The sequence below is a fragment of the Leclercia sp. GLN_9 genome, assembly GCF_043105735.1.
GTDB lineage: Bacteria > Pseudomonadota > Gammaproteobacteria > Enterobacterales > Enterobacteriaceae > Enterobacter > Enterobacter adecarboxylatus.
This window is the reverse complement of sequence record NZ_JBICLV010000010.1, coordinates 125,944-151,502: the sequence shown is the minus strand read 5'-3', so window position 1 is coordinate 151,502 and position 25,559 is coordinate 125,944. Positions and strand designations below refer to the sequence as shown.

The window sequence follows — 25,559 nt, the reverse complement described above, 5'->3', positions numbered from 1 at the left end:
TGTTTTCGTTATTTATCACGCTGGATTATATAGTCCGCTAGCGCTTCCAGTGCCGAGGTGTCCAGTGACTGCGCGGCCAGTTGTTCAAGCGACTGGCGGGCATCTGCAATCAGGTCCCGGGCTTTTTGTTGGGCTTGCTCAAGGCCCAGAAGGGCGGGATAGGTACTTTTGCCAAGCTGCTGATCGGCACCCTGACGTTTACCTAATGTTGCAGTATCGCCCACGACATCCAGAATGTCATCCTGAACCTGGAACGCTAAACCGATACTTTCTGCGTAGCGATCCAGAACAGGCAGGGCGTTGCGACCTTGCTCACCTGCGCTCAGTGCGCCCAGACGAACGGCTGCCCGAATCAATGCGCCGGTCTTGTGGCGATGAATACGCTCCAGCTGTTCCAGATTAACCTGACGTCCTTCTGCTTCGAGATCCAGCGCCTGACCGCCGCACATACCGGCTACGCCGCTGGCCATTGCCAGCTCGGAGACCATCGCCAGACGATCGCGATCCGCCACTTCCACCATTGGGGCATCGCTCAGAATTGAGAATGCCAGGGTTTGCAGGGCATCGCCTGCCAGAATGGCGTTCGCTTCACCAAATTTAATGTGGCAGGTCGGCTGTCCGCGGCGCAGGTCGTCGTCGTCCATCGCCGGCAGATCGTCGTGAATCAGCGAGTAAGCGTGAATACACTCCACCGCGGCGGCAGGCGCATCCAGCGTATCGGCACTGATCCCGAACATTCCGCCGGTGGCATACACCAGAAAAGGACGCAGGCGTTTGCCGCCTAACAGTGCGCCATAATGCATGGCCTCAACCAGTGGAGTGTTCTGAAAAGGCTGCGGAGCGATAAAACGACGCAATGCGTCGTCAGCACGTCCGACGCAAGCCTGAAGCTGGTTCGAAAAGTCCATCTACTCGGCATCCGGTGTGAAGGGGGTCGTGGCAGCATCTTCGTTATCGGAGAGCAAGATCTGCACGCGTTGTTCCGCCTGTTGCAGTTTAACCTGGCCCTGGCGCGCCAGCTGCACGCCGCGTTCGAATTCATTAAGCGCCTCTTCCAACGGCAGGTCGCCGCTTTCCAGACGGGTAACGATTTGCTCCAGTTCACTCAGCGCAGTTTCGAAACTGGCGGGTGCATCGTTTTTCTTCGGCATAGTGAATGTCTGACTCTCAGTTTTTTATCCCTGATATGGTATCGGACTCAGGGTAATTATCAAATAACGCGCAATGTGCACAGGAGCCACGTGATGGTGGTATACTTCTGCGCCTGGATGCAGCCCTGGAAATGTGGGCTGCTGTACTTTTCCATTACAAGCTTAACTGCTTGCCTAAGAAACATTGCCGCCATGAAGTTTATCATTAAATTGTTCCCGGAAATCACCATCAAAAGCCAATCTGTGCGTTTGCGCTTTATTAAAATTTTAACCGGGAACATTCGTAACGTTCTGAAGCATTACGACGAGACGCTGGCCGTCGTGCGTCACTGGGATCATGTCGAAGTCCGCGCTAAAGATGAAAACAAGCGCCTGGACATTCGAGAAGCCTTAACCCGTATTCCGGGGATCCACCATATTCTGGAAGTGGAAGATGTTCCATTCACTTCCCTGCACGACATCTTCGAAAAAGCGCTGGCGCAGTATCGCGATCAGATCGAAGGCAAAACCTTCTGCGTGCGCGCCAAGCGTCGCGGCAAACATGAGTTTAGCTCCATTGAAGTCGAACGCTATGTGGGCGGCGGATTGAATCAGCACGTTGAATCTGCGCGTGTGCGTCTGACCAACCCGGAAGTGACCGTTAATCTGGAAATTGAGAACGACCGCCTGCTGCTGGTAAAAGGCCGCTACGAAGGTATTGGCGGCTTCCCAATCGGTACTCAGGAAGATGTGCTGTCGCTGATTTCCGGCGGTTTCGACTCCGGTGTTTCCAGCTATATGCTGATGCGCCGCGGCTGCCGCGTGCACTACTGCTTCTTTAACCTCGGCGGCGCGGCGCATGAAATTGGCGTACGTCAGGTGGCCCATTATCTGTGGAACCGCTTCGGCAGCTCTCACCGCGTGCGTTTTGTGGCGATCAACTTTGAACCGGTGGTGGGCGAAATCCTCGAGAAAGTGGACGACGGCCAGATGGGCGTGGTGCTGAAGCGCATGATGGTGCGTGCGGCCTCGAAAGTGGCTGAGCGTTATGGCGTGCAGGCGCTGGTGACCGGCGAAGCGCTGGGCCAGGTCTCCAGCCAGACCCTGACCAACCTGCGTCTGATCGACAACGTGTCGGATACCCTGATCCTGCGTCCGCTGATTTCACACGACAAAGAACACATCATCGATCTGGCGCGTGAGATCGGTACTGAAGACTTCGCCCGTACCATGCCGGAATACTGCGGTGTGATCTCAAAAAGCCCGACCGTGAAAGCGGTAAAGGCGAAGATCGAAGCGGAAGAAGAAAACTTCGATTTCAGCATCCTTGAGAAAGTGGTGGCCGAAGCCTCTAACATTGATATTCGCGAAATCGCCCAGCAGACCGAGCAGGACGTGGTGGAAGTTGAGACCGTGAACGGTTTCGGTCCTGACGACGTGCTGCTGGATATCCGCTCAGTGGATGAGCAGGATGCGAAGCCGTTTGAGCCGGAAGGTGTGGAAGTGGCCTCGCTGCCGTTCTACAAGCTGAGCACCAAATTTGGCGATCTGGATAAGAGCAAAACCTATCTGCTGTGGTGCGAGCGCGGGGTGATGAGCCGTCTGCAGGCGCTCTATCTGCGCGAGCAGGGCTTTACGAATGTGAAGGTGTATCGCCCGTAGTTCATTGCAGGGGAGTGCGGCCTGATGCCCTCACCCCGACCCTCTCCCACGAGGAGAGGGCGCAAACATAAAAAACGGCAACCTTTGGTTGCCGTTTTGCTTTTACCTCGTGCCACCCGTCTTTTTTATGCATTACGCTTCGTAATAGTTATAAATTCCCGCCGCCATCACTAACGATGATGCCACTTCATACGCTTTTGCGCGCCCGACCAGCAGCTCGATAATCTTCAGCGCAAAATCAATCGAGGTACCCGGCCCCTGGCTGGTTAACAGGTTTACGCGCGGATCCCAGACCATACGCTTATCCACCCACTGCTCTTCGGGTATTTTATCCTTCAGCGTCGGGAAGCCGGTCATATTGCCAATCGGGAAGATATTGTGCGGCACCAGCACCGTGGCCGCAGCTGCGCAGATGGCGGCGACGATGCGCCCGGAATGGTGGAACTGCCTGACCGTCTCAACCAGCAGCGGGCTGTCGCGGAAACATTCCGCGCCCTTAATACCGCCCGGCAGCACGATGACGTCGTAATCACCGTCGGCGACCTCTACCAGTGGGGCGTCTGCCACAAGCTTGACCCCACGCGAGCAGGTGATGATCAGATTGCCATCGCTGGCGACGCTCGCGGTCGTGACCTTAATCCCGGCGCGAACCAGCAGGTCGATAGTGGTGACTGCTTCGGTCTCTTCGCTACCAGGGGCGAGGCATACCAGTGCCGACGCGCTCATACTCACTCTCCTTACGTTTAACCTGTTCATACAGAAGGACATTTTCCGGCACGCTGATACCGTGCGCGCGGGCGCGTTTTAACAGGTAACCGGTAATGTAGTCAATTTCGGTATGACGTAACCCACGGATATCCTGCAACATCGAAGAGATGTTCTGGGCGGTACTCTCGATGACCTGTTCAACGTAATAGCGAATATCATCAACCGAGGTGTGAATGCCCTCGCGCTCCACGACGGCTGCGACCTCAGCGCATAAGGTTGCTACTTCCTGCGGGTGATTTTTAAGCTCACCATTCGGGCAATCCAGCAGGGCGGTCAGGGGATTAATCACGCAGTTTACCGCCAGCTTGCGCCACATTTGCGGGCGAATGTTATTGTGCCAGGCGACATCCGGCAGTACCTGCTGGAAGCGATCCGCCAGATAACTGTAGTCTCCCTCCTGCGCCCTGGCCGGGCCGATGTGGGTCATCCCGCTGGCGACATGAACAATCACGTTGCCGTCGCGGCGGGCCGCATGCGTGGTGATGGCCATTAACAGCGGCTGGGGAACGCTTTTCAGCTCTTCAATGGTCCCCATCCCGTTGTGGAGCAACATAATCGGGGATGTAGGGGGAAGCGTGGACGCCAGTGAGCGTACAGCATCAGAGACCTGCCAGGCTTTCAGGGTGACCAGTAACAGCTCGCTTTGCGCCAGGAAATCAGGGTCGTTGGCGATAAGAGATTCGTTAAAGATACTCCCGTCTTCTTCAATCAGGTTTACACTGCAATAGGGTTGTGGCACGCGCATCCAGCCCTGGACTTCATGTCCCTGTTTGCAAAGCGCGGCGAGCCAGAGTTGTCCCAGTGCCCCGCATCCGAGCACGGTAATTTTCATTGTTCCTCCTCACCTGCAACTGGCCAGGTGTTACAACATGTAGTATAGCGTCGACAACTAAGCTTCTGTTGAGTTATGCCTCGTTGCGGGTATTATGCAACGCAACAAAAGTGAAGGGAGAAGAAAAGATGCCATCTTTCGATATTGTTTCTGAAGTTGATATCCAGGAAGTACGTAACGGCGTGGACAACGCCAGCCGCGAAGTTGAGTCACGCTTCGATTTTCGTGGCGTTGAGGCCAGTTTTGAGCTGAACGACGCGAATAAGACCATTAAGGTACTGAGCGAGTCGGATTTCCAGGTCACACAGTTGCTGGACATTCTGCGCGCCAAGCTGTTGAAGCGGGGCATTGAAGGGACCTCCCTCGATGTGCCGGAAACCTTCGTTCACAGCGGTAAAACCTGGTTTGTTGAAGCCAAACTGAAACAGGGCATTGAGAGCGCGACGCAGAAAAAGATCGTTAAGCTCATCAAAGACAGCAAGCTGAAGGTACAGGCGCAAATCCAGGGCGAAGAGATTCGTGTTACCGGCAAATCCCGCGACGATCTGCAGGGTGTGATGGCGCTGGTGCGCGGCGGCGATCTGGGTCAACCTTTCCAGTTTAAAAACTTCCGCGATTAATCATGTCGGATAAATAAAAAAGAGCCGTGTAAAACGGCTCTTTTTTTTAATTTGCGCTCATCATCTTTAAGCGATCAAAAATACATTAACCTGTTTGTTATTAGCGCCCAGATTTAAATTAAGCCGCTGATGTTTCTGTCTTTTTAGAGGGTGTGAGGGGGTCGTTAAATACCGTAATGGTATGAATATGCACGGTATTTAATAAAGCCCCTAAGAAGGGGCTCAAGAAAAAATTAGCACGCCGGCGATTCGCGCAGCGCCTGCTCGACTTCAAAGCGGTTAGTCACTTTGCTGTCAATTTTAACGTAAGCACTGCGTTCGTCCGGGACAATCAATACTTCACTTACCCCTTTCGTTGTTTGCAGGCGCGCTTTTAATACGTCATTAATCTCGACATCTTCTGGAATTTCTACCCGCAAGCTGCTGACGTAGCGCGGTTCTTTCATGGTACTGGCAACCAGGAGCCAGACCATCGCTAATAACGCCCCCGCCAGGAAAACGGTTTGGGAGTCGAATAAACCGTCCACCCAGCCGCCGAGTGCGCCGCCGATCGCCACGCCGAGAAACTGGCTGGTGGAGTAAATGCCCATCGCAGTGCCTTTGTATCCCGCCGGGGACTCTTTACTGATCAGCGACGGCAGCAGGGCTTCCATCAGGTTGAACGCCAGGAAGAAAAGCTGCACACCGGCGATCAGCTCCCAGAAATGCGGGCCCGACCCCCACAGCACAATTTCGGCAATCAGCAGTAACGCCACGCAACCCACGAAGACGCGTTTCATCTTGCGCTTCACTTCGGCGTAAATAATAAAAGGCACCACAGAAACAAAGGAGATCAGCATGGTCACCAGATAAATTTTCCAGTGCTCAGCAGCAGGAAAGCCCGATGCGGCAAGCTGCCCGGGCAGGGCGACAAAGGTCGACATCAGCAGGATATGCAGACACATAATGCCGAAGTTCAGTTTTAACAGGCGCGGCTCAACGAGAACTTTGCTGAAGCAGCCTTTTACCATCCCGGATTCACGGTTCAGAACGTGATGTTTACTGTCGGGTACGACCCATAGCGTGAGCGCGATTCCGATGGTCGCCAGTACGGCAATCATCCAGAACAGGGCGTGCAGGCCGAGCGAATGGGTAATGATCGGGCCAAGCACCATGGCGATAGCAAAGGTTACGCCAAAGCTGACGCCGATAAACGCCATCGCTTTGGTACGGTTCTGTTCGCGAGTGAGATCTGACAGCAAAGCCATAACGGCGGCGGCAATTGCACCCGAACCCTGTAGGGCACGGCCAAGAATAATTCCCCAGATGGAGTGGGAGAGGGCGGCAATAACGCTGCCAAGAACAAAGATCAGTAGCCCACCAACGATCAGGGGCTTGCGGCCTACACGGTCCGAAAGCAGGCCAAACGGAATCTGAAAGATCGCCTGCGCTAAGCCATAAATACCAATTGCAAGGCCAATCAGCGCCTCGCTGGCCCCCTGCAGCGCCATACCGTACGTGGTCAGAACAGGCAGGACCATAAACATGCCAAGCATCCGCAGCGAGAAAACAGTCCCTAAGCCCCAGGTGGCGCGTAACTCACCTGGCGTCATTTTATAATCGTTCATTACCACCTCAATTCAAAAGCAGGCCATAGTGTAGTGCGGGGAAGGGGCGGGGTAAACAAGGGGTTATTTAACAAATGCTACAGACTTAATTAATAGATTTGGCGAATAAAAAAGGGTGCCGAAGCACCCCTTTATTTACCGGTGTGAATTACCACACGTAAGTCAGCAGGCTTTGTGAGTCCGGCACCATAAAGTCGACGGACATCATTACGCTCAGCGCGGTAATGGCGATGATGGAGAAGCCGAACAGCTTGCGCGCCCAGACTTTGTCATCTTCGACTTTATAACCGCGTAGCGCCATTCCCAACCACCAGACGCTCACTGCGGCCGCAACGACCAGATATTTATATCCGGCATAGCCGCCCAGGGAGAGCATCAGCGTAGCAATGGCAAAGGCAATGATGTACAGCGTGATATGGTTCTTCGCCACTGAAATGCCTTTCACCACCGGCAGAACCGGAATGTTCGCTGCCTGATAATCCTTAAAGCGGAAAATCGCAATGGCGTAGGAGTGCGGCATCTGCCACAGGCTAAAGATAGCCAGCAGGATGAACGCACCACTGTCGAACTCGTTGGTGACAGCACAGTAGCCAATCACCGGCGGCGCAGCGCCGGAGAGAGAACCAATCAGCGTACCGTAGACGGAGTGACGTTTCATATACAGGCTGTAGACGCCTACATACACCACGAAACCCATCACCCCCAGCCAGCAGGCCAGAGGGTTAGCGCCGAACCACAGCAGCATAAAGCCAGCAATACCCAGCAAGGTGGCGTACACCAGCGAGACGGCAGGAGACATCAGGCCTTTTACCAGCACCCGATTTTTAGTCCTTTCCATCTTCCTGTCGATATCCATGTCGATGTAGTTGTTAAATACACAACCGGACGCGACAACCAGTGACACCCCAACCAGCGTGTAGATAAAGAGGGTGTAGTCGATGCTGCCTTTCGAGGCCAGCAGGAACCCTCCGATCACCGAGATCAGGTTGCCAAAGATGATGCCAGGTTTTGTGACTTGCAGGTATTGCTTAAACATACTCGCCGCTCTTAGTGAACCATCATGTTGTAGTTGAGGTTCCACATGATCCAGATGGAGCCGACTACCAGGATTGCGATGATAATCACGGTAAAGATGAATGCCGTCATGTTCCAGCCTTCATCAGATTTGGTGTTCATGTGCAGGAAGCAAACCAGATGCACCAGAATCTGCACTACCGCGGTAACCAGGACGGTGCCCAGGATTGCCGCGTGAGAAGCAGTACCGCTCATCACCATCCAGAACGGGATCACCGTCAGGATGATCGACAGGATAAAACCTGTCATGTAGGTTTTTACGCTACCGTGGGAAGCGCCATGATCGTTTGAATGACTCATTACATCGCCCCCATCAGATACACAACAGAGAACACACAGATCCACACCACATCCAGGAAGTGCCAGAACAGGCTCAGGCACATGATACGGGTGCGGTTAGTGCTGGTCAGGCCGCGACGGGATACCTGGAACATCAGTACCGCCATCCAGATCAGACCGGAGGTCACGTGCAGACCGTGGGTACCAACCAGCGCGAAGAACGCTGACAGGAAACCACTGCGATCCGGGCCGAAGCCTTCAGCAATCAGGTGATGGAATTCATAGATTTCCATTCCGATAAAGCCAGCACCAAACAGCCAGGTCAACGCCAGCCAGGAGACAACCTGGCTTTTGTTGTTCTTATACATGGCAATTGCGGCCATGCCGTAGGTGATGGAGCTGAATAACAGCAGTGCGGTTTCAACCAGAACGAACGGCAGCTCAAAAATGTCCTTACCGGTCGGGCCGCCCGCTGTGCCGTTCACCAGAACGGCATAGGTTGCGAACAGACAGCAGAACAGAATGCAGTCGCTCATCAGGTAGATCCAGAAGCCGAAGACTTTCATCGGCCCTGTATCATGGTGCCCGTGTTCATGCGCATGGGCAGTCGCGTGGGTTAAAGTATCAGTTGCCATTTTTCAGCCCCGCTTTAGCAATCTCGTCGAAATGCTGTTTTTCCAGGATTTCAACTTCACGGACTGGTACGTAGTAGTCCACGTCCTCATCAAAGCTCTTCACAATCCAGCTGATCACGATGCCAGCAAAGCCGACAATCGCAAGCCACCAGATGTGCCAGATCATGGCGAAACCAAATACCGTAGCGAAGGCGGCGATAACCATACCCGCAGCGCTGTTTTTCGGCATGTGGATCTCTTCGTAATGCGCTGGCTGTTTGTACGCTTCGCCTTTCTCTTTCATTTCCCAGAATGCGTCACGCTCATGAATGTGCGGCACAACGGCAAAGTTATAGAACGGCGGTGGAGAAGAGGTTGCCCACTCCAGCGTACGGCCACCCCATGGGTCACCGGTCAGGTCACGGTTCTGCTCACGGTCACGAATAGAGACGTAGAACATAATCAGCTGAGACGCGATACCACAGGCAATCAGCGCTGCACCGACAGCTGCAACAACCAGCATTGGGTGGAACTGCGGATCGATCTGCTGGCTCAGACGACGGGTCATACCCATGAAGCCCAGCACGTACAGCGGCATAAATGCTACGAAGAAGCCGATGATCCAGAACCAGAACGCGCGTTTACCCCATTTTTCATTCAGCGTGAAGCCGAACGCTTTTGGCCACCAGTAGGTTACGCCAGCGAAGCAGCCGAAGACGACGCCGCCGATGATAACGTTATGGAAGTGCGCAATCAGGAACAGGCTGTTGTGCAGAACGAAGTCAGCACCCGGTACGGCCAGCAGTACACCGGTCATCCCACCAACGGAGAAGGTGACGATGAAGCCGATAGTCCACAGCATTGCTGAGTGGAACTGGATACGGCCCTGGTACATGGTGAACAGCCAGTTGAAGATCTTAACCCCGGTTGGGATCGCGATAATCATGGTGGTAATACCGAAGAAGGCGTTTACGTTCGCGCCCGCACCCATGGTGAAGAAGTGGTGCAGCCAAACGATGAACGACAGAACGGTAATACATACGGTTGCCCACACCAGCGAGGTGTAACCAAACAGACGCTTACGTGAGAAGGTCGCTGCGATTTCGGAGAACACACCGAAGACCGGCAGAACCAGGATATACACTTCAGGGTGACCCCATGCCCAAATCAGGTTGATGTACATCATCATGTTGCCGCCCATATCATTGGTAAAGAAATGGGTGCCCAGATAGCGATCCAGGGTCAGCAGCGCGACGGTAACAGTCAGAATTGGGAAGGAAGCGATAATCAGGATGTTGGCGCACAGAGATGCCCAGGTAAATACTGGCATCTTGAACATCGTCATACCTGGTGCACGCATCTTCAGGATGGTCACGAAGAAGTTAATACCGGTCAGGGTAGTACCGACACCGGAGAGCTGCAGCGCCCAAATCCAGTAATCAACACCTACGCCTGGACTGTATTCAATCCCTGACAGCGGCGGATAAGCCAGCCAACCGGTCTGCGCGAACTCACCTACGCCCAGAGAAAGGTTAACCAGAATCACACCGACAACCGTGAACCAGAAGCTCAGGTTGTTCAGGAACGGGAACGCAACGTCGCGCGCGCCGATTTGCAGCGGCACAACCACGTTCATCAGACCGATAACCAGCGGCATCGCCACGAAGAAGATCATAATCACGCCGTGCGCGGTAAAGATCTGGTCGTAGTGGTGCGGTGGCAGGAAGCCTGCTTCACCCGCAGACGCAAGAGCCTGCTGGCTACGCATCATGATTGCATCGGCAAAGCCACGAATTAACATGACGATACCGACGACGCAGTACATGATACCGAGTTTTTTGTGGTCAACCGAAGTCAGCCACTCATTCCACAAGTAGCTCCACTTACCGAAGTAAGTGATCAAGCCCAGTAAGGCTGCGCCACCGATGACAATGGCAGCAATCGTAACCATGATAATCGGCTCATGGTACGGCACTGCATCCAGTGTTAATTTTCCGAACATTTTCTTCCTCGGCCCCTTAGTGAGAGGTTTCCGCGTGGCTCATGTCCATGCCTTCCATCCCTTCGTGCTTGCTATGCTCGCCTTCAGGTTGGGTCAGGTCCATGCTCTTGCCGTGGTCCATAAATTTGCCAATAACGTCTTTGAACAAATTCGGTTTCACGTTAGAGAAGTACTCCACCTTGTTGTATTCGCTAGGTGTTGCCACTTTGTCGAACGTAGCCATGTCAGACATGGTGTTCGGAGACTGTTTCGCTTTAGCAACCCACTGGTCGAAAGCGGCACGGTCCGGCGTGGCAATGGCTTTGAACTTCATACCAGAGAAGCCCGGGCCACTGTAGCTGGCGGAGATACCATCATAGGTGCCTGCTTCATTCGCGATCAGGTGCAGGTTGGTCTGCATACCGGCCATCGCGTAAATCTGGCTACCCAGACGCGGAATAAAGAAGGAGTTCATCACGGAGTTAGACGTTACTTTGAACTGCACCGGGACATTCGCCGGGAAGGCGATTTCATTCACGGTAGCAATGCCCTGTTCCGGGTAGATGAAGAACCATTTCCAGTCCATGGAGACGACTTCGATCGTAATCGGTTTCTCATCGTGAACCAGCGGTTTTGCAGGTTCGAGCGCGTGAGTGGTTTTCCATGTCAGTACGGCAAGGAACAGGATGATCAGAATTGGCACCGTCCAGACCACAGCTTCCACTTTATTGGAGTGTGACCAGTTAGGGCTATACTTCGCATCTTTGTTGCTCGCACGATACTTCCAGGCGAAACCAACAGCCATCAAGATGGCGGGAATCACGACGATCATCATCAGGCCGAAAGCCGTCAGAATGAGCGAACGTTGCTCCAGTCCAATCTGTCCTTTGGGGTCTAGCAGCGCAGAATCACAGCCACTGAGTAAAACAGTGCCTGCAAATAACGACAACCATCCCAAACATTTATTGTATTTCCTAAGTGTCATTTAACGACCTCAATTCCACGGGGACCTGGTGGCGTTTAAAGTGTGCGGGCATTTTACGGGAAGGTTACATTACTGTAAACATCATTAGACCTGTGTCAGGAACGTGTTACCGGGTTCTGCCAGGGAAGTCACAGTTGTTACAAATTATAGCGGTTTTCCAGACGCAAGCACCGTCAGCCGGGCTTTATAACGAAACAGACTCTGCGGGAGGGGTAAAAAGGGCAATTGGTATAACCATTGCTAAAAACATACAAATAATTAACAAATAATCATCAATAAAGAGACAAATAAAAAACGTAAAATTAATGTTTCGTTTGCTGAATCGTTTAACGAAAAATATCTTTTATTCCCCGTTCCAGTAATTTCCAGAATTCTAAGAGGCACGAAACAACAAATATAATTTTGGATTGAGCAAACTTATTCGGCGTTATAATTTACCAGGGTGATTACAACAGGAAATAACATTTTGTGAGGGTTTTACGCATTTTGGGTTCCACGCATTGCCAGGTAGTCCAGAAGCGCCCCGGTCAGGATCCCGGTTACCGCCAATAGCGCGCCAATGTCCAGCAGAAGCAGGCTAAACGGCAGTGCGAGGGCGGTGGTGGCATTAACAATCGCCACGATGAGCCACAGGGCCAGGGTCAAACATCCTACCAGCAATATTCCTGACGCGAAGCGATAAGCCGCCGGGAAACGCGTCCTGACCATAAAGTGTTCTGTCTGCTGAGTATATTCCAGCGAGCGACGGCATATTAACAGCAACAGTAGCCCAGGAATGGCCGCAAAGACGGAGAAGAGATAAAACTCCGCCCAACCGTGCGCTTCCACAAACCAGCCCGCAATAGGACCGACGTAGACCCGCCCTACGGCAGAGAGCGCAGAGAGCAGGGCGAACTGGGTCGCGGAGAAGGATTTATTGCACAGCGTCATCAGCAGGGCGACGAAGGCTGCCGTTCCCATCCCGCCGCACAGGTTTTCAAAGAACACCGCCGTCGCCATGCTGAGCATATGCTTATCGGTGATCGCGAGCAGCCAGTAACCGGCATTCGACAACCCCTGCAGGATGCCGAAAATCATCAGGGCACGGAACAGGCTTAAGCGCTGCATCAGGACGCCGCCATACAGCGCGCCGATGATAGTAGCAATCAGCCCCAGCGTCTTATTCACCACGCCCACTTCCCCCGCATCGAAGCCCACGCCGCGGATCAAAAAAGTGGTCGTCAGGCTCATGGCGAACGCATCACCGAGCTTATACAACACAATCAGCAGCAGAATGAGCCAGGCATTGTTGCGGCCAAAGAAGTCGCGCAGCGGTTCGGCAACGGCCTGCTCAAGTGAGCGAGGAACGGGAATAACATCGCTTGGTTCAGGCGCGAGGAAGGTGGCAATCATGCAGGGGATCAGCAGGACGGCCATCAGCCAGTACATACCCTGCCAGCCGAGATAGCGGTCTGCCAGCCATAAGGCCAGCCCACCGGAAACCAGCATCCCCAGACGATAACCCAGAACGCTGATTGCAGCCCCGGCGCCACGCTCTTCGGCCGAGAGCACGTCGGTTTTCCAGGCATCGAAAACGATATCCTGGGACGCAGAACAAAAGGCAATCACTACCGCCAGCGCGGCCATCCAGCGAAGCTGCGACGTGGGTTCAAGGAAGCCCATCGCGGCAATCGCCAGCAGCAGCATCGCCTGAGTCATCAGTAACCAGCCACGACGCCTGCCGAGGAAAGGCGGGGTGTAGCGGTCCATCATCGGCGACCACAAAAACTTAAAGACATAGGCCTGGCCGACCAGTGAGAAGAAGCCGATGGTTTTAAGATCGATATCTTCTACGGTCATCCAGGCCTGTAACGTGCCCGATGTCAGTGCAAGGGGTAAACCGGAGGCGAAACCGAGGATCAGCAGGATAGCTGATTTGGGCTGCTGGAAAATACGTAAGTATTGACTGGACATGAGCAGGCAAACTGACCCGACCGGGCGTCGGGTCAGCAGGCAGTATTAACGTGCGTTCTGCTTGATGAATTCGTGAATGCTGGTGTCCTGCGCCATATCGGCGATGGTGTCGGTCAGCACGCTGTTCACGGCATTAGCGATATTGGTGTTGGTGGCCTGGAAGGCACCTTCAACAGAATAGCTTGCACGGTAGTTCTTGTTCATCTTGTTGCCGTTTTTCGCGGTGGCGATGATGGCGATATCGGCTTTGGTCGCAATGTTGTAGCGCACGTTGCCCTGCGAGACGTCAGCGTACAGGTTGTTAACGATGATCTGCAGATCAACTGCACCGCTTGGGCCAACCATGTAGCCGCGTGACGTCATTTGCTTCTCGAGCACTTCCTGCAGCAGGAAACGCAGATCGCGGGAGGCGGTGAGCGTCACCAGCTGGTTATCACGGGTTACTTTCGCCAGCGCCTGGTCTTTACGCTGATCCGCGCCGTTGATGCTGACAGTGACGCCCATCAGGCTTGGATCCTGCTGCGGCAGCGTGATCTTCGGAGAAACATCAATGGTAGTCGGTGGGGTTGCACAGCCGGCCAGCATAAACAGGGCGACCATCGGGAAAAGAAGTTTTTTTAACATGTTCTGGCTCTCAACGAATCGTAGACATATATAGAAAAAAATTGCCGCCATCATAACATCGCCAACGGCAAGGGGAAGTGGTCAACGCATGTAAATTCATCGCCTTGTCTGAAAACTGACCACCTGAAACGCTTTTCCGTTATCTGAGCGACAAAACGACTCTCCCCTTATATGACTTCATACGGTTGAATGAGAAAATCAGATGAAAGCTAAATTTTTGTTGTCTTCTTGTTATGCAAGCGGTAAAAGCGGCTAATATTTAAAGGGATGGGTGACATCTCAGCGTTGTCGGAGGAGTAATTTCATGATGATACGTGAACAGATTGAAGATAAGTTAAGGGCGGCCTTTGAACCTGTGTTCCTTGAAGTCGTCGACGAAAGCTATCGTCATAACGTACCGGCAGGCTCTGAGAGCCACTTCAAAGTGGTGCTGGTCAGCGATCGTTTCACTGGTGAGCGTTTTCTCAATCGTCACCGTATGATTTACGGAACCTTGACGGAAGAGCTTTCGACCACGGTCCATGCGCTGGCGTTGCACACTTACACGATCAAAGAGTGGAAAGGTCTGCAGGATACGATTTTTGCATCGCCACCGTGCCGGGGAGCCGGGACGATCGCCTAAGAAATCCAGTTTGCAACAGCGGGAGCTTTTCCAGTATGTTGCATAAAGATTACGTCAAAACGGCCTGCGGGCCGTTTTGTTTTGTCCGGGTTTAAGGCCGGTGGCGCGATTTTAAGGCCGAAAATAGCCTGAAATTGTGAAAAAAGCCGCAGCAACATGCGCCAACCGTTCTCGACTCACTAAAGTGATGCCGCTATAATGCCGCGTCTTAATATGAATGTCTTCGGGATGATTCTGGCGACAGGGAATGTGAATCTGCTAAGAGAGCATCCCGGTATTGCGAGGCAAATTCAGAGTTGACCGAGCACTGTGATTTTTTTGAGGTATAAAGATGCAAGTTTCAGTTGAAACCACTCAAGGCCTTGGCCGCCGTGTAACGATTACAATCGCTGCTGACAGCATCGAAAACGCTGTAAAAAGCGAGCTGGTCAACGTAGCAAAGAAAGTCCGTATTGACGGCTTCCGCAAGGGCAAAGTACCGATGAATGTTGTTGCTCAGCGTTATGGCGCTTCTGTTCGCCAGGACGTGCTGGGTGACCTGATGAGCCGCAACTTCGTTGACGCGATCATCAAAGAAAAAATCAACCCAGCCGGTTCCCCGACCTATGTTCCGGGCGAATACAAAATGGGCGAAGACTTCACCTACGCAGTAGAGTTCGAAGTTTACCCGGAAGTTGAGCTGAAAGGTCTGGACGCGATCGAAGTTGAAAAACCAATCGTTGAAGTCACTGAAGCCGACGTTGACGGCATGCTGGACACCCTGCGCAAGCAGCAGGCGACCTGGAAAGACAAAGACGGCGCTGCTGATGCAGAAGACCGCGTCACCATCGACTTCTCCGGCTCTGTAGACGGCGAAGAGTTCGAAGGCGGCAAAGCGTCTGACTTCGTACTGGCAATGGGCCAGGGTCGTATGATCCCAGGCTTCGAAGACGGTATCAAAGGCCACAGCGCAGGTGAAGAGTTCACTATCGACGTGACCTTCCCGGAAGAGTACCACGCTGAAAACCTTAAAGGTAAAGCCGCGAAGTTCGCGATTACCCTGAAGAAAGTTGAAGACCGCGAACTGCCAGAACTGACTGCAGATTTCATCAAACGTTTCGGCGTTGAAGATGGTTCTGTTGAAGGCCTGCGTGCAGAAGTGCGTAAAAACATGGAACGCGAGCTGAAAGGCGCTGTACGTAACCGCGTTAAGTCTCAGGCGATCGAAGGTCTGGTTAAAGCTAACGAAATCGAGATCCCTTCTGCTCTGATCGACAGCGAAATCGACGTTCTGCGTCGCCAGGCTGCACAGCGTTTCGGTGGCAATGAGAAGCAAGCTCTGGAACTGCCTCGTGAGCTGTTCGAAGAGCAGGCTAAACGCCGCGTTGTTGTTGGCCTGCTGCTGGGCGAAGTCATTCGTACCCACGAGCTGAAAGCTGACGAAGAGCGTGTTAAAGGTCTGATCGAAGAGATGGCTTCTGCCTATGAAGATCCATCAGAAGTGGTTGCTTTCTACGGCAGCAACAAAGAGCTGATGGAAAACATGCGCAACGTTGCACTGGAAGAGCAGGCTGTTGAAGCCGTTCTGGCCAAAGCAAAAGTGTCTGAAAAAGCCACCTCTTTCAACGAACTGATGAACCAACAGGCTTAATTCTGCCTGCTTCGTTTAAAGTTTGAGCAAAAAACCCGTTGCCTTCCGGCGGCGGGTTTTTTTATCACACTTATAAAACACGAAGCGTGATAAAACGCCTTTTCAGTGTTAGCGTTAAAACAAAAGATTGTTATGCTTGAATTAGGGCTGAGCCGTCCCCATTAGTGGGAAAGGTAGTATTAAAGAGACTGGCTGATAATCCGTCCACAAGGTTACAATCAGTACAGCAGGTATTTTCATTTTTTTATCCAGGAGACGGAAATGTCATACAGTGGCGAACGAGATAACTTTGCACCCCATATGGCGCTGGTGCCAATGGTTATTGAACAAACCTCTCGAGGTGAACGTTCTTTTGATATCTACTCCCGTCTGCTTAAAGAACGCGTTATCTTCATGACTGGCCAGGTGGAAGACCACATGGCGAACCTGATCGTAGCGCAGATGCTGTTTCTGGAAGCGGAAAACCCGGAAAAAGACATTTACCTGTATATCAACTCCCCAGGCGGCGTGATCACTGCCGGGATGTCCATTTACGATACCATGCAGTTCATCAAGCCTGATGTGAGCACCATTTGTATGGGCCAGGCGGCATCGATGGGCGCATTCCTGCTGACTGCAGGGGCAAAAGGCAAGCGCTTCTGCCTGCCGAATTCGCGCGTAATGATTCACCAGCCGCTGGGCGGGTACCAGGGCCAGGCGACAGATATTGAAATTCATGCCCGTGAAATCCTGAAAGTTAAAGGGCGCATGAATGAACTTATGGCTCATCATACGGGTCAATCATTAGAGCAGATCGAGCGCGATACCGAGCGCGATCGCTTCCTGTCCGCACCAGAGGCAGTAGAGTACGGCTTAGTCGACTCCATTTTGACCCACCGTAATTGATGCCCACGGCGCGGGTGTGCCGCTATACTATGGTAGGGCGGCACCTTGCTTACGAGCAGCCTGCGTCTGAGAATGGCATTTGCGTCGTCATGTGCGGCACAAAGAACTTAAAAAGAGGTTTTGACTCATGACAGATAAACGCAAAGATGGATCGGGCAAACTGCTTTATTGCTCTTTTTGCGGCAAAAGCCAGCATGAAGTGCGCAAACTGATTGCCGGGCCATCCGTGTATATCTGCGACGAATGTGTCGACTTATGTAACGACATCATCCGCGAAGAGATTAAAGAAGTCGCACCACACCGTGAGCGCAGCGCGTTACCTACGCCGCATGAGATCCGTCATCATCTTGATGATTATGTCATCGGCCAGGAACAGGCTAAAAAAGTGCTGGCAGTGGCGGTGTACAACCACTACAAACGTCTGCGTAACGGGGATAACAGCAACGGCGTTGAGCTGGGCAAAAGTAACATTTTGCTGATCGGTCCAACCGGTTCCGGTAAAACCCTGCTGGCAGAGACCCTGGCACGTCTGCTGGATGTTCCGTTTACCATGGCGGATGCCACCACCCTGACCGAAGCCGGTTATGTGGGTGAAGATGTGGAAAACATCATCCAGAAACTGCTGCAAAAGTGCGATTACGACGTACAGAAAGCCCAGCGCGGGATCGTGTATATCGATGAGATCGACAAAATCTCACGTAAATCCGATAACCCGTCCATCACCCGTGATGTATCCGGTGAAGGCGTCCAGCAGGCTCTGCTGAAACTGATCGAAGGAACGGTTGCTGCTGTTCCGCCGCAGGGAGGCCGTAAGCATCCTCAGCAGGAGTTCCTGCAGGTTGATACGTCTAAAATCCTGTTTATCTGTGGCGGTGCATTTGCTGGCCTGGATAAAGTCATTGCTAACCGTGTTGAAACCGGCTCGGGTATTGGTTTTGGCGCAACGGTGAAGGCGAAGTCTGAAAAAGCAAAAGAGGGCGAACTGCTGACCCAGGTGGAGCCAGAAGATCTGATCAAGTTTGGTCTGATCCCTGAATTCATCGGCCGTCTGCCGGTTGTCGCCACGCTGACAGAGCTGAGTGAAGATGCGCTGATTCAGATCCTGAAAGAACCGAAAAACGCCCTTACCAAACAGTATCAGGCGTTGTTCAATCTGGAAGGCGTTGAGCTGGAGTTCCGCGACGAAGCGCTGGATGCGATCGCTAAAAAAGCGATGGCGCGTAAAACCGGTGCACGTGGTCTGCGTTCGATCGTTGAAGCAGCCCTGCTCGATACCATGTACGATCTTCCTTCAATGGAAGAAGTTGAGAAAGTGGTTATCGACGAGTCCGTCATCGCCGGCCAAAGCAAGCCGCTGCTGATTTACGGTACCCCGGAAGCCCAGCAGGCCTCTGGCGAATAATTCACCAGGGCATACAAGCAGTTAATCAAAAAGGGGGGATTTTATCCCCCCTTTTATTTTTCCGTAAACATGGCGTTGAATGTGTGGGAATCATCCCCATATACTGGATTACATGTTTATGGTTGCATGAAGCACAGTCCTGCAACCTGATTACCTGGCGGACACTAAACTAAGAGAGAGCTCTATGAATCCTGAGCGTTCTGAACGCATTGAAATCCCCGTATTGCCGTTGCGCGATGTGGTGGTTTATCCGCACATGGTCATACCCTTATTTGTAGGGCGGGAAAAATCTATCCGTTGCCTTGAAGCCGCCATGGATCATGATAAAAAAATCATGCTGGTTGCGCAGAAAGAAGCATCAACGGATGAGCCGGGTGTAAACGATCTGTTCACCGTCGGAACCGTGGCCTCTATTTTACAAATGCTGAAGCTGCCTGATGGCACCGTGAAGGTGCTGGTCGAGGGGCTGCAGCGTGCGCGTATTACCACGCTATCTGATGATGGCGAACACTTCGCAGCAAAAGCCGAATACCTGGACTCGCCTCAGCTTGATGAGCGTGAGCAGGAGGTGCTGGTACGCACCGCCATCAGTCAGTTTGAAGGCTATATCAAGCTGAACAAAAAAATCCCACCAGAAGTGCTGACGTCGCTGAACAGCATCGACGATCCTGCACGCCTGGCTGACACCATCGCTGCACACATGCCGCTGAAGCTGGCTGACAAACAGTCCGTGCTGGAGATGTCCGACGTTAACGAGCGTCTGGAATATCTGATGGCGATGATGGAATCTGAAATCGATCTGCTGCAGGTTGAGAAACGCATTCGCAACCGCGTGAAAAAGCAGATGGAGAAATCTCAGCGCGAGTACTATCTGAATGAGCAGATGAAGGCCATTCAGAAAGAACTGGGTGAGATGGATGACGCACCTGACGAAAACGAAGCGCTGAAGCGTAAAATCGACGCGGCGAAAATGCCGAAAGAGGCAAAAGAGAAGGCCGAAGCAGAACTGCAGAAGCTGAAAATGATGTCTCCAATGTCAGCGGAAGCCACGGTTGTTCGCGGCTATATCGAGTGGATGGTTCAGGTTCCGTGGAACGCCCGCAGCAAGGTCAAAAAAGACCTGCGTCAGGCGCAGGAGATCCTGGATACTGACCACTACGGTCTGGAGCGCGTCAAAGACCGCATCCTTGAGTATCTCGCGGTTCAAAGCCGTGTTAACAAGCTCAAAGGCCCAATTCTGTGTCTGGTAGGGCCGCCGGGGGTGGGTAAAACCTCTCTGGGTCAGTCTATTGCTAAAGCGACCGGACGTAAGTACATCCGTATGGCGCTGGGCGGCGTGCGTGACGAAGCGGAAATCCGCGGTCACCGTCGGACCTATATCGGTTCGATGCCAGGCAAACTTATCCAGAAAATGGCAAAAGTAGGGGTTAAAAACCCGCTGTTCCTGCTGGATGAGATCGACAAAATGTCTTCCGACATGCGCGGCGATCCGGCTTCAGCCCTGCTTGAAGTGCTGGATCCAGAGCAGAACGTGGCGTTCAGCGATCACTACCTGGAAGTGGACTACGACCTCAGCGATGTGATGTTCGTGGCGACCTCCAACTCCATGAACATCCCGGCACCGCTGCTGGATCGTATGGAAGTGATCCGTCTTTCTGGCTACACCGAAGACGAAAAACTGAACATTGCCCGTCGTCACTTGCTGTCGAAGCAGATTGAACGTAACGCTTTGAAAGAAAGCGAATTGACCGTTGAAGACAGCGCGATCATCGGCATCATTCGCTATTACACCCGTGAAGCGGGCGTGCGTAGCCTTGAGCGTGAAATCTCCAAGCTGTGTCGTAAGGCGGTCAAACAGCTGCTGCTCGATAAGAGCCTGAAGCACATCGTTATTAACGGCGACAACCTGCACGAATACCTTGGTGTTCAGCGTTACGACTATGGTCGTGCTGACAGCGAGAACCGTGTAGGCCAGGTAACGGGTCTGGCGTGGACGGAAGTGGGCGGCGATCTGCTGACCATTGAAACCGCCTGTGTGCCGGGTAAAGGCAAGCTGACCTACACCGGCTCGTTGGGTGAAGTCATGCAGGAGTCCATTCAGGCTGCGCTGACCGTGGTGCGTGCGCGTGCGGAAAAACTGGGTATCAACCCGGATTTCTACGAAAAACGCGACATCCACGTTCACGTACCGGAAGGGGCGACGCCGAAAGACGGCCCGAGCGCCGGTATCGCGATGTGTACTGCGTTGGTTTCCTGCCTGACCGGCAACCCGGTGCGTGCCGACGTGGCGATGACCGGTGAAATCACCCTGCGTGGCCAGGTTCTGCCAATTGGCGGTTTGAAAGAAAAACTGCTGGCAGCCCACCGTGGTGGCATTAAAACGGTCCTCATCCCGTATGAGAACAAGCGCGATCTGGAAGAAATCCCGGATAACGTTATCGCCGATCTGGAAATCCATCCTGTGAAACGCATTGAGGAAGTTCTGACCCTTGCACTGCAGAATGAGCCTTCCGGTATGCAGGTTGTAACCGCAAAATAGTGACCTCGCGCAAAGAGCGTCAATAAAAACAAGGCTGGTAAGCTAATTCGGGCTTGCCAGCCTTTTTTTGTATAGCTAATTTAGATTGCTGATTAGGCCAACCATCAACAACGGGTGTTGTAAGGTCATGGCAGGCCTGATATAACTGCTGCGCGGTCGCGTTTTGAAGGACTCAGGCGCGATATAAATTATAAAGAGAGGAAGAGAAGAGTGAATAAATCTCAACTGATTGACAAAATTGCTGCGGGTGCTGACATCTCCAAAGCTGCGGCTGGACGTGCGTTAGATGCTTTGATTGCTTCTGTTACCGAATCTCTGCAGGCTGGGGACGACGTGGCGCTGGTAGGTTTTGGTACTTTTGCTGTTAAAGAGCGTGCTGCCCGTACTGGCCGCAACCCTCAGACCGGCAAAGAGATCACCATCGCTGCTGCTAAAGTTCCGGGCTTCCGCGCCGGCAAAGCGCTGAAAGACGCAGTAAACTGATCGCTTTCTTACGTCAGGGAAGTTGAAAAGTACAAGGGCGCATCATTTGATGTGCCTTTTTTGTTTGTCCAGACCTGATTTATGTGAGTTTATGCGAGTTGTGGGCTGACAATCGCCCCGGTTTCTTGTCACAATACGTCTTTACGCGCTGCGGTCAGGATTTCCGCCAGCGTCAGGTCACCAGTCACCTACAGCGGAGTGTGGTTACACCATGATGGACAGCTTACGCACGGCTGCTAACAGTCTCGTGCTCAAGATTATTTTTGGTATCATTATCGTGTCGTTCATTTTGACCGGCGTGAGCGGATACCTGATTGGCGGTAGTGCAAACTACGCCGCAAAAGTGAACGACCAGGAAATCAGCCGTGGGCAGTTTGAGAATGCCTTTGCGGGTGAACGTAACCGCATGCAGCAACAGCTGGGCGATCAGTTCTCTGAACTGGCGGCGAATGAAGGGTACATGAAAAACCTGCGCCAGCAGACGCTGAACCGTCTCATCGACGAAGCACTGCTGGATCAGTATGCCCGTGAAATCGGTCTGAGCATCAGCGACGATCAGGTTAAGAAAGCCATTTTCTCCACCCCGGCTTTCCAGAATAACGGCAAATTCGATAACACCCGCTATAACGCTATCGTGAACCAGATGGGGATGACGCCGGATCAATATGCTCAGGCGCTGCGTAACCAGCTGACCACTCAGCAACTGATCAACGCCGTAGTGGGCACCGACTTCATGCTGAAAGGCGAAGCGGATGAACTGGCGACGCTGGTTTCTCAGCAGCGCGTGGTGCGTGAAGCTATCTTCGACGTCAACGCTCTTGCGGCTAAACAGCAGGCGAGCGACGAAGAAGTGAAAAGCTACTACGAGCAGAACAAGAACAACTTCACTTCCCCGGAGCAGTTCCGCGTAAGCTACATCAAGCTGGATGCGGCTGCGATGCAGGAAAACGCTACCGATGCGGAGATCCAGACTTACTACGATCAGCATCAGGACCAGTTCACTCAGCCACAGCGTAAACGTTACAGCGTCATTCAGACCAAAACTGAAGCCGATGCCAAAGCGGCCCTGGACGAGCTGAACAAAGGCACCGACTTCGCGACGGTCGCGAAAGAGAAATCCACCGATATCATCTCTGCGAAAAACGGTGGTGACATGGGCTGGCTGGAAGAGGGCACCACCCCGGACGAGCTGAAAAACGCGGGTCTGAAAGAGAAAGGTCAACTTTCTGGTGTGATCAAATCCTCCGTCGGTTTCCTGGTGGTGCGTCTGGATGACATCACCCCTGCGACTACCAAACCGCTGGCTGACGTCCGTGATGATATCGCGGCGAAAGTGAAGCAAGAGAAAGCGCTGGATGGCTTCTATGCGTTGCAGCAGAAAGTGAGCGACGCGGCTAGCAATGACAACGAATCGCTGGCGGGCGCTGAGCAGGCTGCAGGTGCGAAAGCGGTAACCACCGGTTGGTTCAGTCATGACAACCTGCCGGAAGAGCTGAACTTCAAGCCAGTTGCGGATGCGATCTTTGGTGGCGGTCTGGTGGGCGAAAACGGTACCCCGGGCAGCAACTCTGACATCATCACCGTCGATGGCGATCGCGCCTTTGTTCTGCGCGTGAGCGATCACAAGCCAGAAGCGATCAAGCCACTGGACGAAGTGAAAGATCAGATTACTGCCCTGGTGAAACATAACAAAGCCGTGCAACAGGCCAAGCTGGACGCTGAAAAGCTGCTGGCTGAGCTGAAAGCCGGTAAAGGTGACGAGGCGCTGAAAACGGCTGGCCTGAGCTTTGGCGAGGCGAAGACGCTGAGCCGTACCGGTCAGGATCCGATCAGCCAGGCGGCGTTTGGTCTGAGCCTGCCGGCAAAAGACAAGCCGAGCTTCGGTATCGCCAACGACATGCAGGGCAACGTAGTGGTTCTGGCGCTGGACGAAGTGAAAGCGGGCACCATGCCGGAAGCGCAGAAGAAAGCGATGGTTCAGGGTATTACCCAGAACAACGCGCAAATCACCTTCGAAGCCCTGATGAGCAACCTGCGTAAAGACGCCAAAATCAAGCTGGGCGATATTATGACCCAGCAGTAATTACGTCGCTGCTCGCAAATCTGAGCAACGTAATGCAACAACTAAAGGCCGCTTTCGCGGCCTTTTCCATTTCTGCAATCTGCTGTTTGTCCCGGTGAAGCGGCCCGTTTATGGTGAGTGGGCTGTCAACAAACAAGGAGAAAACAGCATGAAACATAGAATTAAAGCCCTTTTTATTACGCTTGCCCTTGCTTCTGCCGGGATGAGCCATAGCGTGCTGGCGGCGACACCAGCCGCCAAAACACAGGCTGTGCAGGGCAAATCCGATGCGCAACCCCTCGCCGCCTCACCCCAGCCGTCGAAAGCGGCGGAAACGGAGAAAGAGCGGATCAGCATTAATTCCGCTCCGGCGGAGGAGCTGGCACGGGTGATGAACGGTGTGGGGCTGAAGAAAGCCCAGGCGATTGTCAGCTACCGGGAAGAGTACGGCCCGTTCAAAACGCTTGATGACCTGAAACAGGTGCCTGGAATGGGCGCGGCGCTGGTGGAGCGTAATCTTGCTAATCTGACGCTGTAATAACTTGCACAGTGGCTAAAATTTGCCAGGATAAAGAGGTCATACCAGTTATGACCTCTGAATCTTATAAATAATAACCCTGAAGGCTATTGCGCTATGCAGACCCAAATAAAAGTACGCGGTTATCATCTTGATGTTTATCAACACGTTAATAACGCTCGTTATCTCGAGTTTCTCGAAGAGGCGCGCTGGGAAGGGCTGGAAAACAGCGACAGCTTTCAATGGATGACCGAGCGTCGTATCGCCTTTGTGGTGGCGAATATCAACATTAACTATCGTCGCCCCGCGGTACTCAGCGACCTGCTCACCATCACCAGTCAGCTTCAGCAGTTGAACGGTAAAAGCGGGGTGCTAAGTCAGGTGGTGACGCTGGAGCCGGAAGGACAGGTGGTGGCAGATGCGTTAATTACCTTTGTCTGCATCGATCTGAAAACGCAGAAAGCGTTGCCGCTGGAAGGGGAACTCCGTGAGAAGCTGGAGTTGTTAATCAAATAACCCCGCTGTGCATGCCGGGCGAAGCGGATCCTTCACCCGGCAGACTGGCCCGCTTAGTTAAGACCGGTTTTCTTTTTCAGGGCCGCCATCACCCCGGCTTTATCGGCAAGATAGTGATTCAGGCCGTTAGCGCGCAGATTACAGGCGGCGCACTGGCCGCAGCCATCACCCTGAATGCCGTTATAGCAGGTCAGCGTTTCGTTACGCACCAGATCCAGTTTGCCCCAGTAGTCAGCCAGCGCCCAGGTTTCGGCTTTATCGAGCCACATTAGCGGCGTTTCGAAGCGGATATCTTTGGCCATGCCAAGATTTACGGCATGGTTTAGGGCTTTCACGAACTCGTCGCGGCAGTCCGGGTAGCCAGAGAAGTCGGTTTCACACACGCCGGTAATAACAGCCTCGGCTTTCACCTGGTAGGCATAGATGGCGGTGAGGGTCAGGAAAAGAATATTACGTCCCGGCACAAAGGTATTCGGGATCCCCTCGGCATCCGGTTCGTAGTCCGGCACCGGAATACTGTCGCGGGTGAGGCTGCTCACCGCCAGTTCGTTGAGCAGGGTGACGTCCAGAACCTTATGCGCCCGTGCGCCGAGTTTCACAGCCAGTTTCTGCGCGACCTCAATCTCTTCGCTATGGCGCTGACCATAGTCAAAAGTCACACAATGGACTTCATCATATTGCTGCAGAGCCTGAACCAGACAGGTGGTGGAGTCCTGGCCTCCACTGAACACGACAACGGCACGTTTCATTAGTCTTCCCAACTTTGACGATTAA

24 protein-coding genes are annotated in these 25,559 nt (G+C 53.1%); 11 read left to right on the top strand and 13 right to left on the bottom strand.

Annotation, left to right across the window (positions count from 1 at the left end):
- Positions 1-8: 8 nt before the first annotated feature.
- Together ispA and xseB are read right to left on the bottom strand one after the other, a co-directional pair.
- Positions 9-908 carry a (2E,6E)-farnesyl diphosphate synthase gene (ispA, locus tag ACF8PE_RS05755; RefSeq protein ID WP_059308615.1) on the bottom strand — a complete coding sequence of 300 codons (900 nt, stop codon included), beginning with the start codon at positions 906-908 and terminating at the stop codon, positions 9-11.
- On the bottom strand, positions 909-1,151 hold the full coding sequence (xseB, locus tag ACF8PE_RS05750) for an exodeoxyribonuclease VII small subunit (protein WP_032616819.1): 243 nt from the start codon (positions 1,149-1,151) through the stop codon (positions 909-911).
- Between the two features lie 192 nt (positions 1,152-1,343).
- Between xseB and thiI the strand changes: the two genes are divergently transcribed.
- Entirely contained in the window at positions 1,344-2,792 is a 1,449-nt protein-coding gene (thiI, locus tag ACF8PE_RS05745; protein WP_032616820.1) for a tRNA uracil 4-sulfurtransferase ThiI, read from the top strand.
- A 132-nt stretch (positions 2,793-2,924) separates the two neighbouring features.
- On the opposite strand, the gene yajL is transcribed toward thiI, so the two are convergent.
- On the bottom strand, positions 2,925-3,518 hold the full coding sequence (yajL, locus tag ACF8PE_RS05740) for a protein deglycase YajL (protein ID WP_032616821.1): 594 nt from the start codon (positions 3,516-3,518) through the stop codon (positions 2,925-2,927).
- Complete coding sequence (panE, locus tag ACF8PE_RS05735; RefSeq protein ID WP_200142492.1) at positions 3,481-4,392, bottom strand: 2-dehydropantoate 2-reductase; 912 nt, start codon at positions 4,390-4,392, stop codon at positions 3,481-3,483. The genes yajL and panE overlap by 38 nt, the downstream gene beginning before the upstream one ends.
- A 128-nt stretch (positions 4,393-4,520) precedes the next feature.
- On the opposite strand from panE, the gene ACF8PE_RS05730 reads away from it, so the two are divergent.
- Positions 4,521-5,012, top strand: a complete 492-nt coding sequence (locus ACF8PE_RS05730; RefSeq protein ID WP_032616823.1) for a YajQ family cyclic di-GMP-binding protein — start codon at positions 4,521-4,523, stop codon at positions 5,010-5,012.
- 233 nt (positions 5,013-5,245) lie between these two features.
- On the opposite strand, the gene ACF8PE_RS05725 is transcribed toward ACF8PE_RS05730, so the two are convergent.
- The 8 genes from ACF8PE_RS05725 to ACF8PE_RS05690 form a co-directional block, all read right to left on the bottom strand.
- Positions 5,246-6,619: an MFS transporter gene (locus tag ACF8PE_RS05725; RefSeq protein WP_032616824.1), complete on the bottom strand. Its 1,374-nt coding sequence runs from the start codon at positions 6,617-6,619 to the stop codon at positions 5,246-5,248.
- A 148-nt stretch (positions 6,620-6,767) separates the two neighbouring features.
- Positions 6,768-7,655, bottom strand: a complete 888-nt coding sequence (gene cyoE, locus ACF8PE_RS05720) for a heme o synthase (RefSeq protein WP_032616825.1) — start codon at positions 7,653-7,655, stop codon at positions 6,768-6,770.
- An 11-nt stretch (positions 7,656-7,666) separates the two neighbouring features.
- Positions 7,667-7,993, bottom strand: coding sequence for a cytochrome o ubiquinol oxidase subunit IV (locus ACF8PE_RS05715; protein WP_032616827.1), 327 nt, complete (start codon positions 7,991-7,993; stop codon positions 7,667-7,669).
- Complete coding sequence (locus tag ACF8PE_RS05710) at positions 7,993-8,607, bottom strand: cytochrome o ubiquinol oxidase subunit III (RefSeq protein WP_032616828.1); 615 nt, start codon at positions 8,605-8,607, stop codon at positions 7,993-7,995. The genes ACF8PE_RS05715 and ACF8PE_RS05710 overlap by 1 nt, the downstream gene beginning before the upstream one ends.
- Complete coding sequence (cyoB, locus tag ACF8PE_RS05705) at positions 8,597-10,588, bottom strand: cytochrome o ubiquinol oxidase subunit I (RefSeq protein ID WP_032616829.1); 1,992 nt, start codon at positions 10,586-10,588, stop codon at positions 8,597-8,599. Before cyoB ends, ACF8PE_RS05710 begins: the two co-directional genes overlap by 11 nt.
- Positions 10,589-10,604: 16 nt before the next feature.
- Entirely contained in the window at positions 10,605-11,552 is a 948-nt protein-coding gene (gene cyoA / locus ACF8PE_RS05700; protein ID WP_032616830.1) for a cytochrome o ubiquinol oxidase subunit II, read from the bottom strand.
- A gap of 477 nt (positions 11,553-12,029) precedes the next feature.
- A complete protein-coding gene (gene ampG / locus ACF8PE_RS05695) occupies positions 12,030-13,505 on the bottom strand; it encodes a muropeptide MFS transporter AmpG (protein ID WP_059308612.1) in 1,476 nt (491 codons plus the stop codon).
- Between the two features lie 45 nt (positions 13,506-13,550).
- Positions 13,551-14,129: a lipoprotein gene (locus ACF8PE_RS05690; RefSeq protein ID WP_032616832.1), complete on the bottom strand. Its 579-nt coding sequence runs from the start codon at positions 14,127-14,129 to the stop codon at positions 13,551-13,553.
- Between the two features lie 304 nt (positions 14,130-14,433).
- Between ACF8PE_RS05690 and bolA the strand changes: the two genes are divergently transcribed.
- From bolA to ACF8PE_RS05645, 9 genes are all read left to right on the top strand, one after another.
- Entirely contained in the window at positions 14,434-14,751 is a 318-nt protein-coding gene (bolA, locus tag ACF8PE_RS05685) for a transcriptional regulator BolA (RefSeq protein WP_032616833.1), read from the top strand.
- Positions 14,752-15,082: 331 nt separating this feature from the next.
- On the top strand, positions 15,083-16,381 hold the full coding sequence (gene tig / locus ACF8PE_RS05680; RefSeq protein ID WP_032616834.1) for a trigger factor: 1,299 nt from the start codon (positions 15,083-15,085) through the stop codon (positions 16,379-16,381).
- Between the two features lie 261 nt (positions 16,382-16,642).
- A complete protein-coding gene (clpP, locus tag ACF8PE_RS05675; protein WP_032616835.1) occupies positions 16,643-17,266 on the top strand; it encodes an ATP-dependent Clp endopeptidase proteolytic subunit ClpP in 624 nt (207 codons plus the stop codon).
- Positions 17,267-17,393: 127 nt separating this feature from the next.
- Positions 17,394-18,668 carry an ATP-dependent protease ATP-binding subunit ClpX gene (gene clpX, locus ACF8PE_RS05670; RefSeq protein WP_032616836.1) on the top strand — a complete coding sequence of 425 codons (1,275 nt, stop codon included), beginning with the start codon at positions 17,394-17,396 and terminating at the stop codon, positions 18,666-18,668.
- Between the two features lie 184 nt (positions 18,669-18,852).
- A complete protein-coding gene (gene lon, locus ACF8PE_RS05665; protein ID WP_032616837.1) occupies positions 18,853-21,207 on the top strand; it encodes an endopeptidase La in 2,355 nt (784 codons plus the stop codon).
- Positions 21,208-21,417: 210 nt separating this feature from the next.
- Positions 21,418-21,690, top strand: a complete 273-nt coding sequence (gene hupB / locus ACF8PE_RS05660) for a nucleoid-associated protein HU-beta (protein ID WP_002444653.1) — start codon at positions 21,418-21,420, stop codon at positions 21,688-21,690.
- A gap of 211 nt (positions 21,691-21,901) precedes the next feature.
- Positions 21,902-23,773 carry a peptidylprolyl isomerase gene (gene ppiD, locus ACF8PE_RS05655; protein ID WP_392494674.1) on the top strand — a complete coding sequence of 624 codons (1,872 nt, stop codon included), beginning with the start codon at positions 21,902-21,904 and terminating at the stop codon, positions 23,771-23,773.
- 148 nt (positions 23,774-23,921) lie between these two features.
- On the top strand, positions 23,922-24,290 hold the full coding sequence (locus tag ACF8PE_RS05650) for a helix-hairpin-helix domain-containing protein (RefSeq protein ID WP_392494673.1): 369 nt from the start codon (positions 23,922-23,924) through the stop codon (positions 24,288-24,290).
- Positions 24,291-24,386: 96 nt separating this feature from the next.
- Positions 24,387-24,785, top strand: coding sequence for a YbgC/FadM family acyl-CoA thioesterase (locus tag ACF8PE_RS05645; protein ID WP_032616841.1), 399 nt, complete (start codon positions 24,387-24,389; stop codon positions 24,783-24,785).
- Positions 24,786-24,838: 53 nt separating this feature from the next.
- Here ACF8PE_RS05645 and queC read toward each other — a convergent pair whose 3' ends face one another.
- Positions 24,839-25,534, bottom strand: a complete 696-nt coding sequence (gene queC, locus ACF8PE_RS05640) for a 7-cyano-7-deazaguanine synthase QueC (RefSeq protein ID WP_059308608.1) — start codon at positions 25,532-25,534, stop codon at positions 24,839-24,841.
- Between the last annotated feature and the right edge of the window lie 25 nt (positions 25,535-25,559).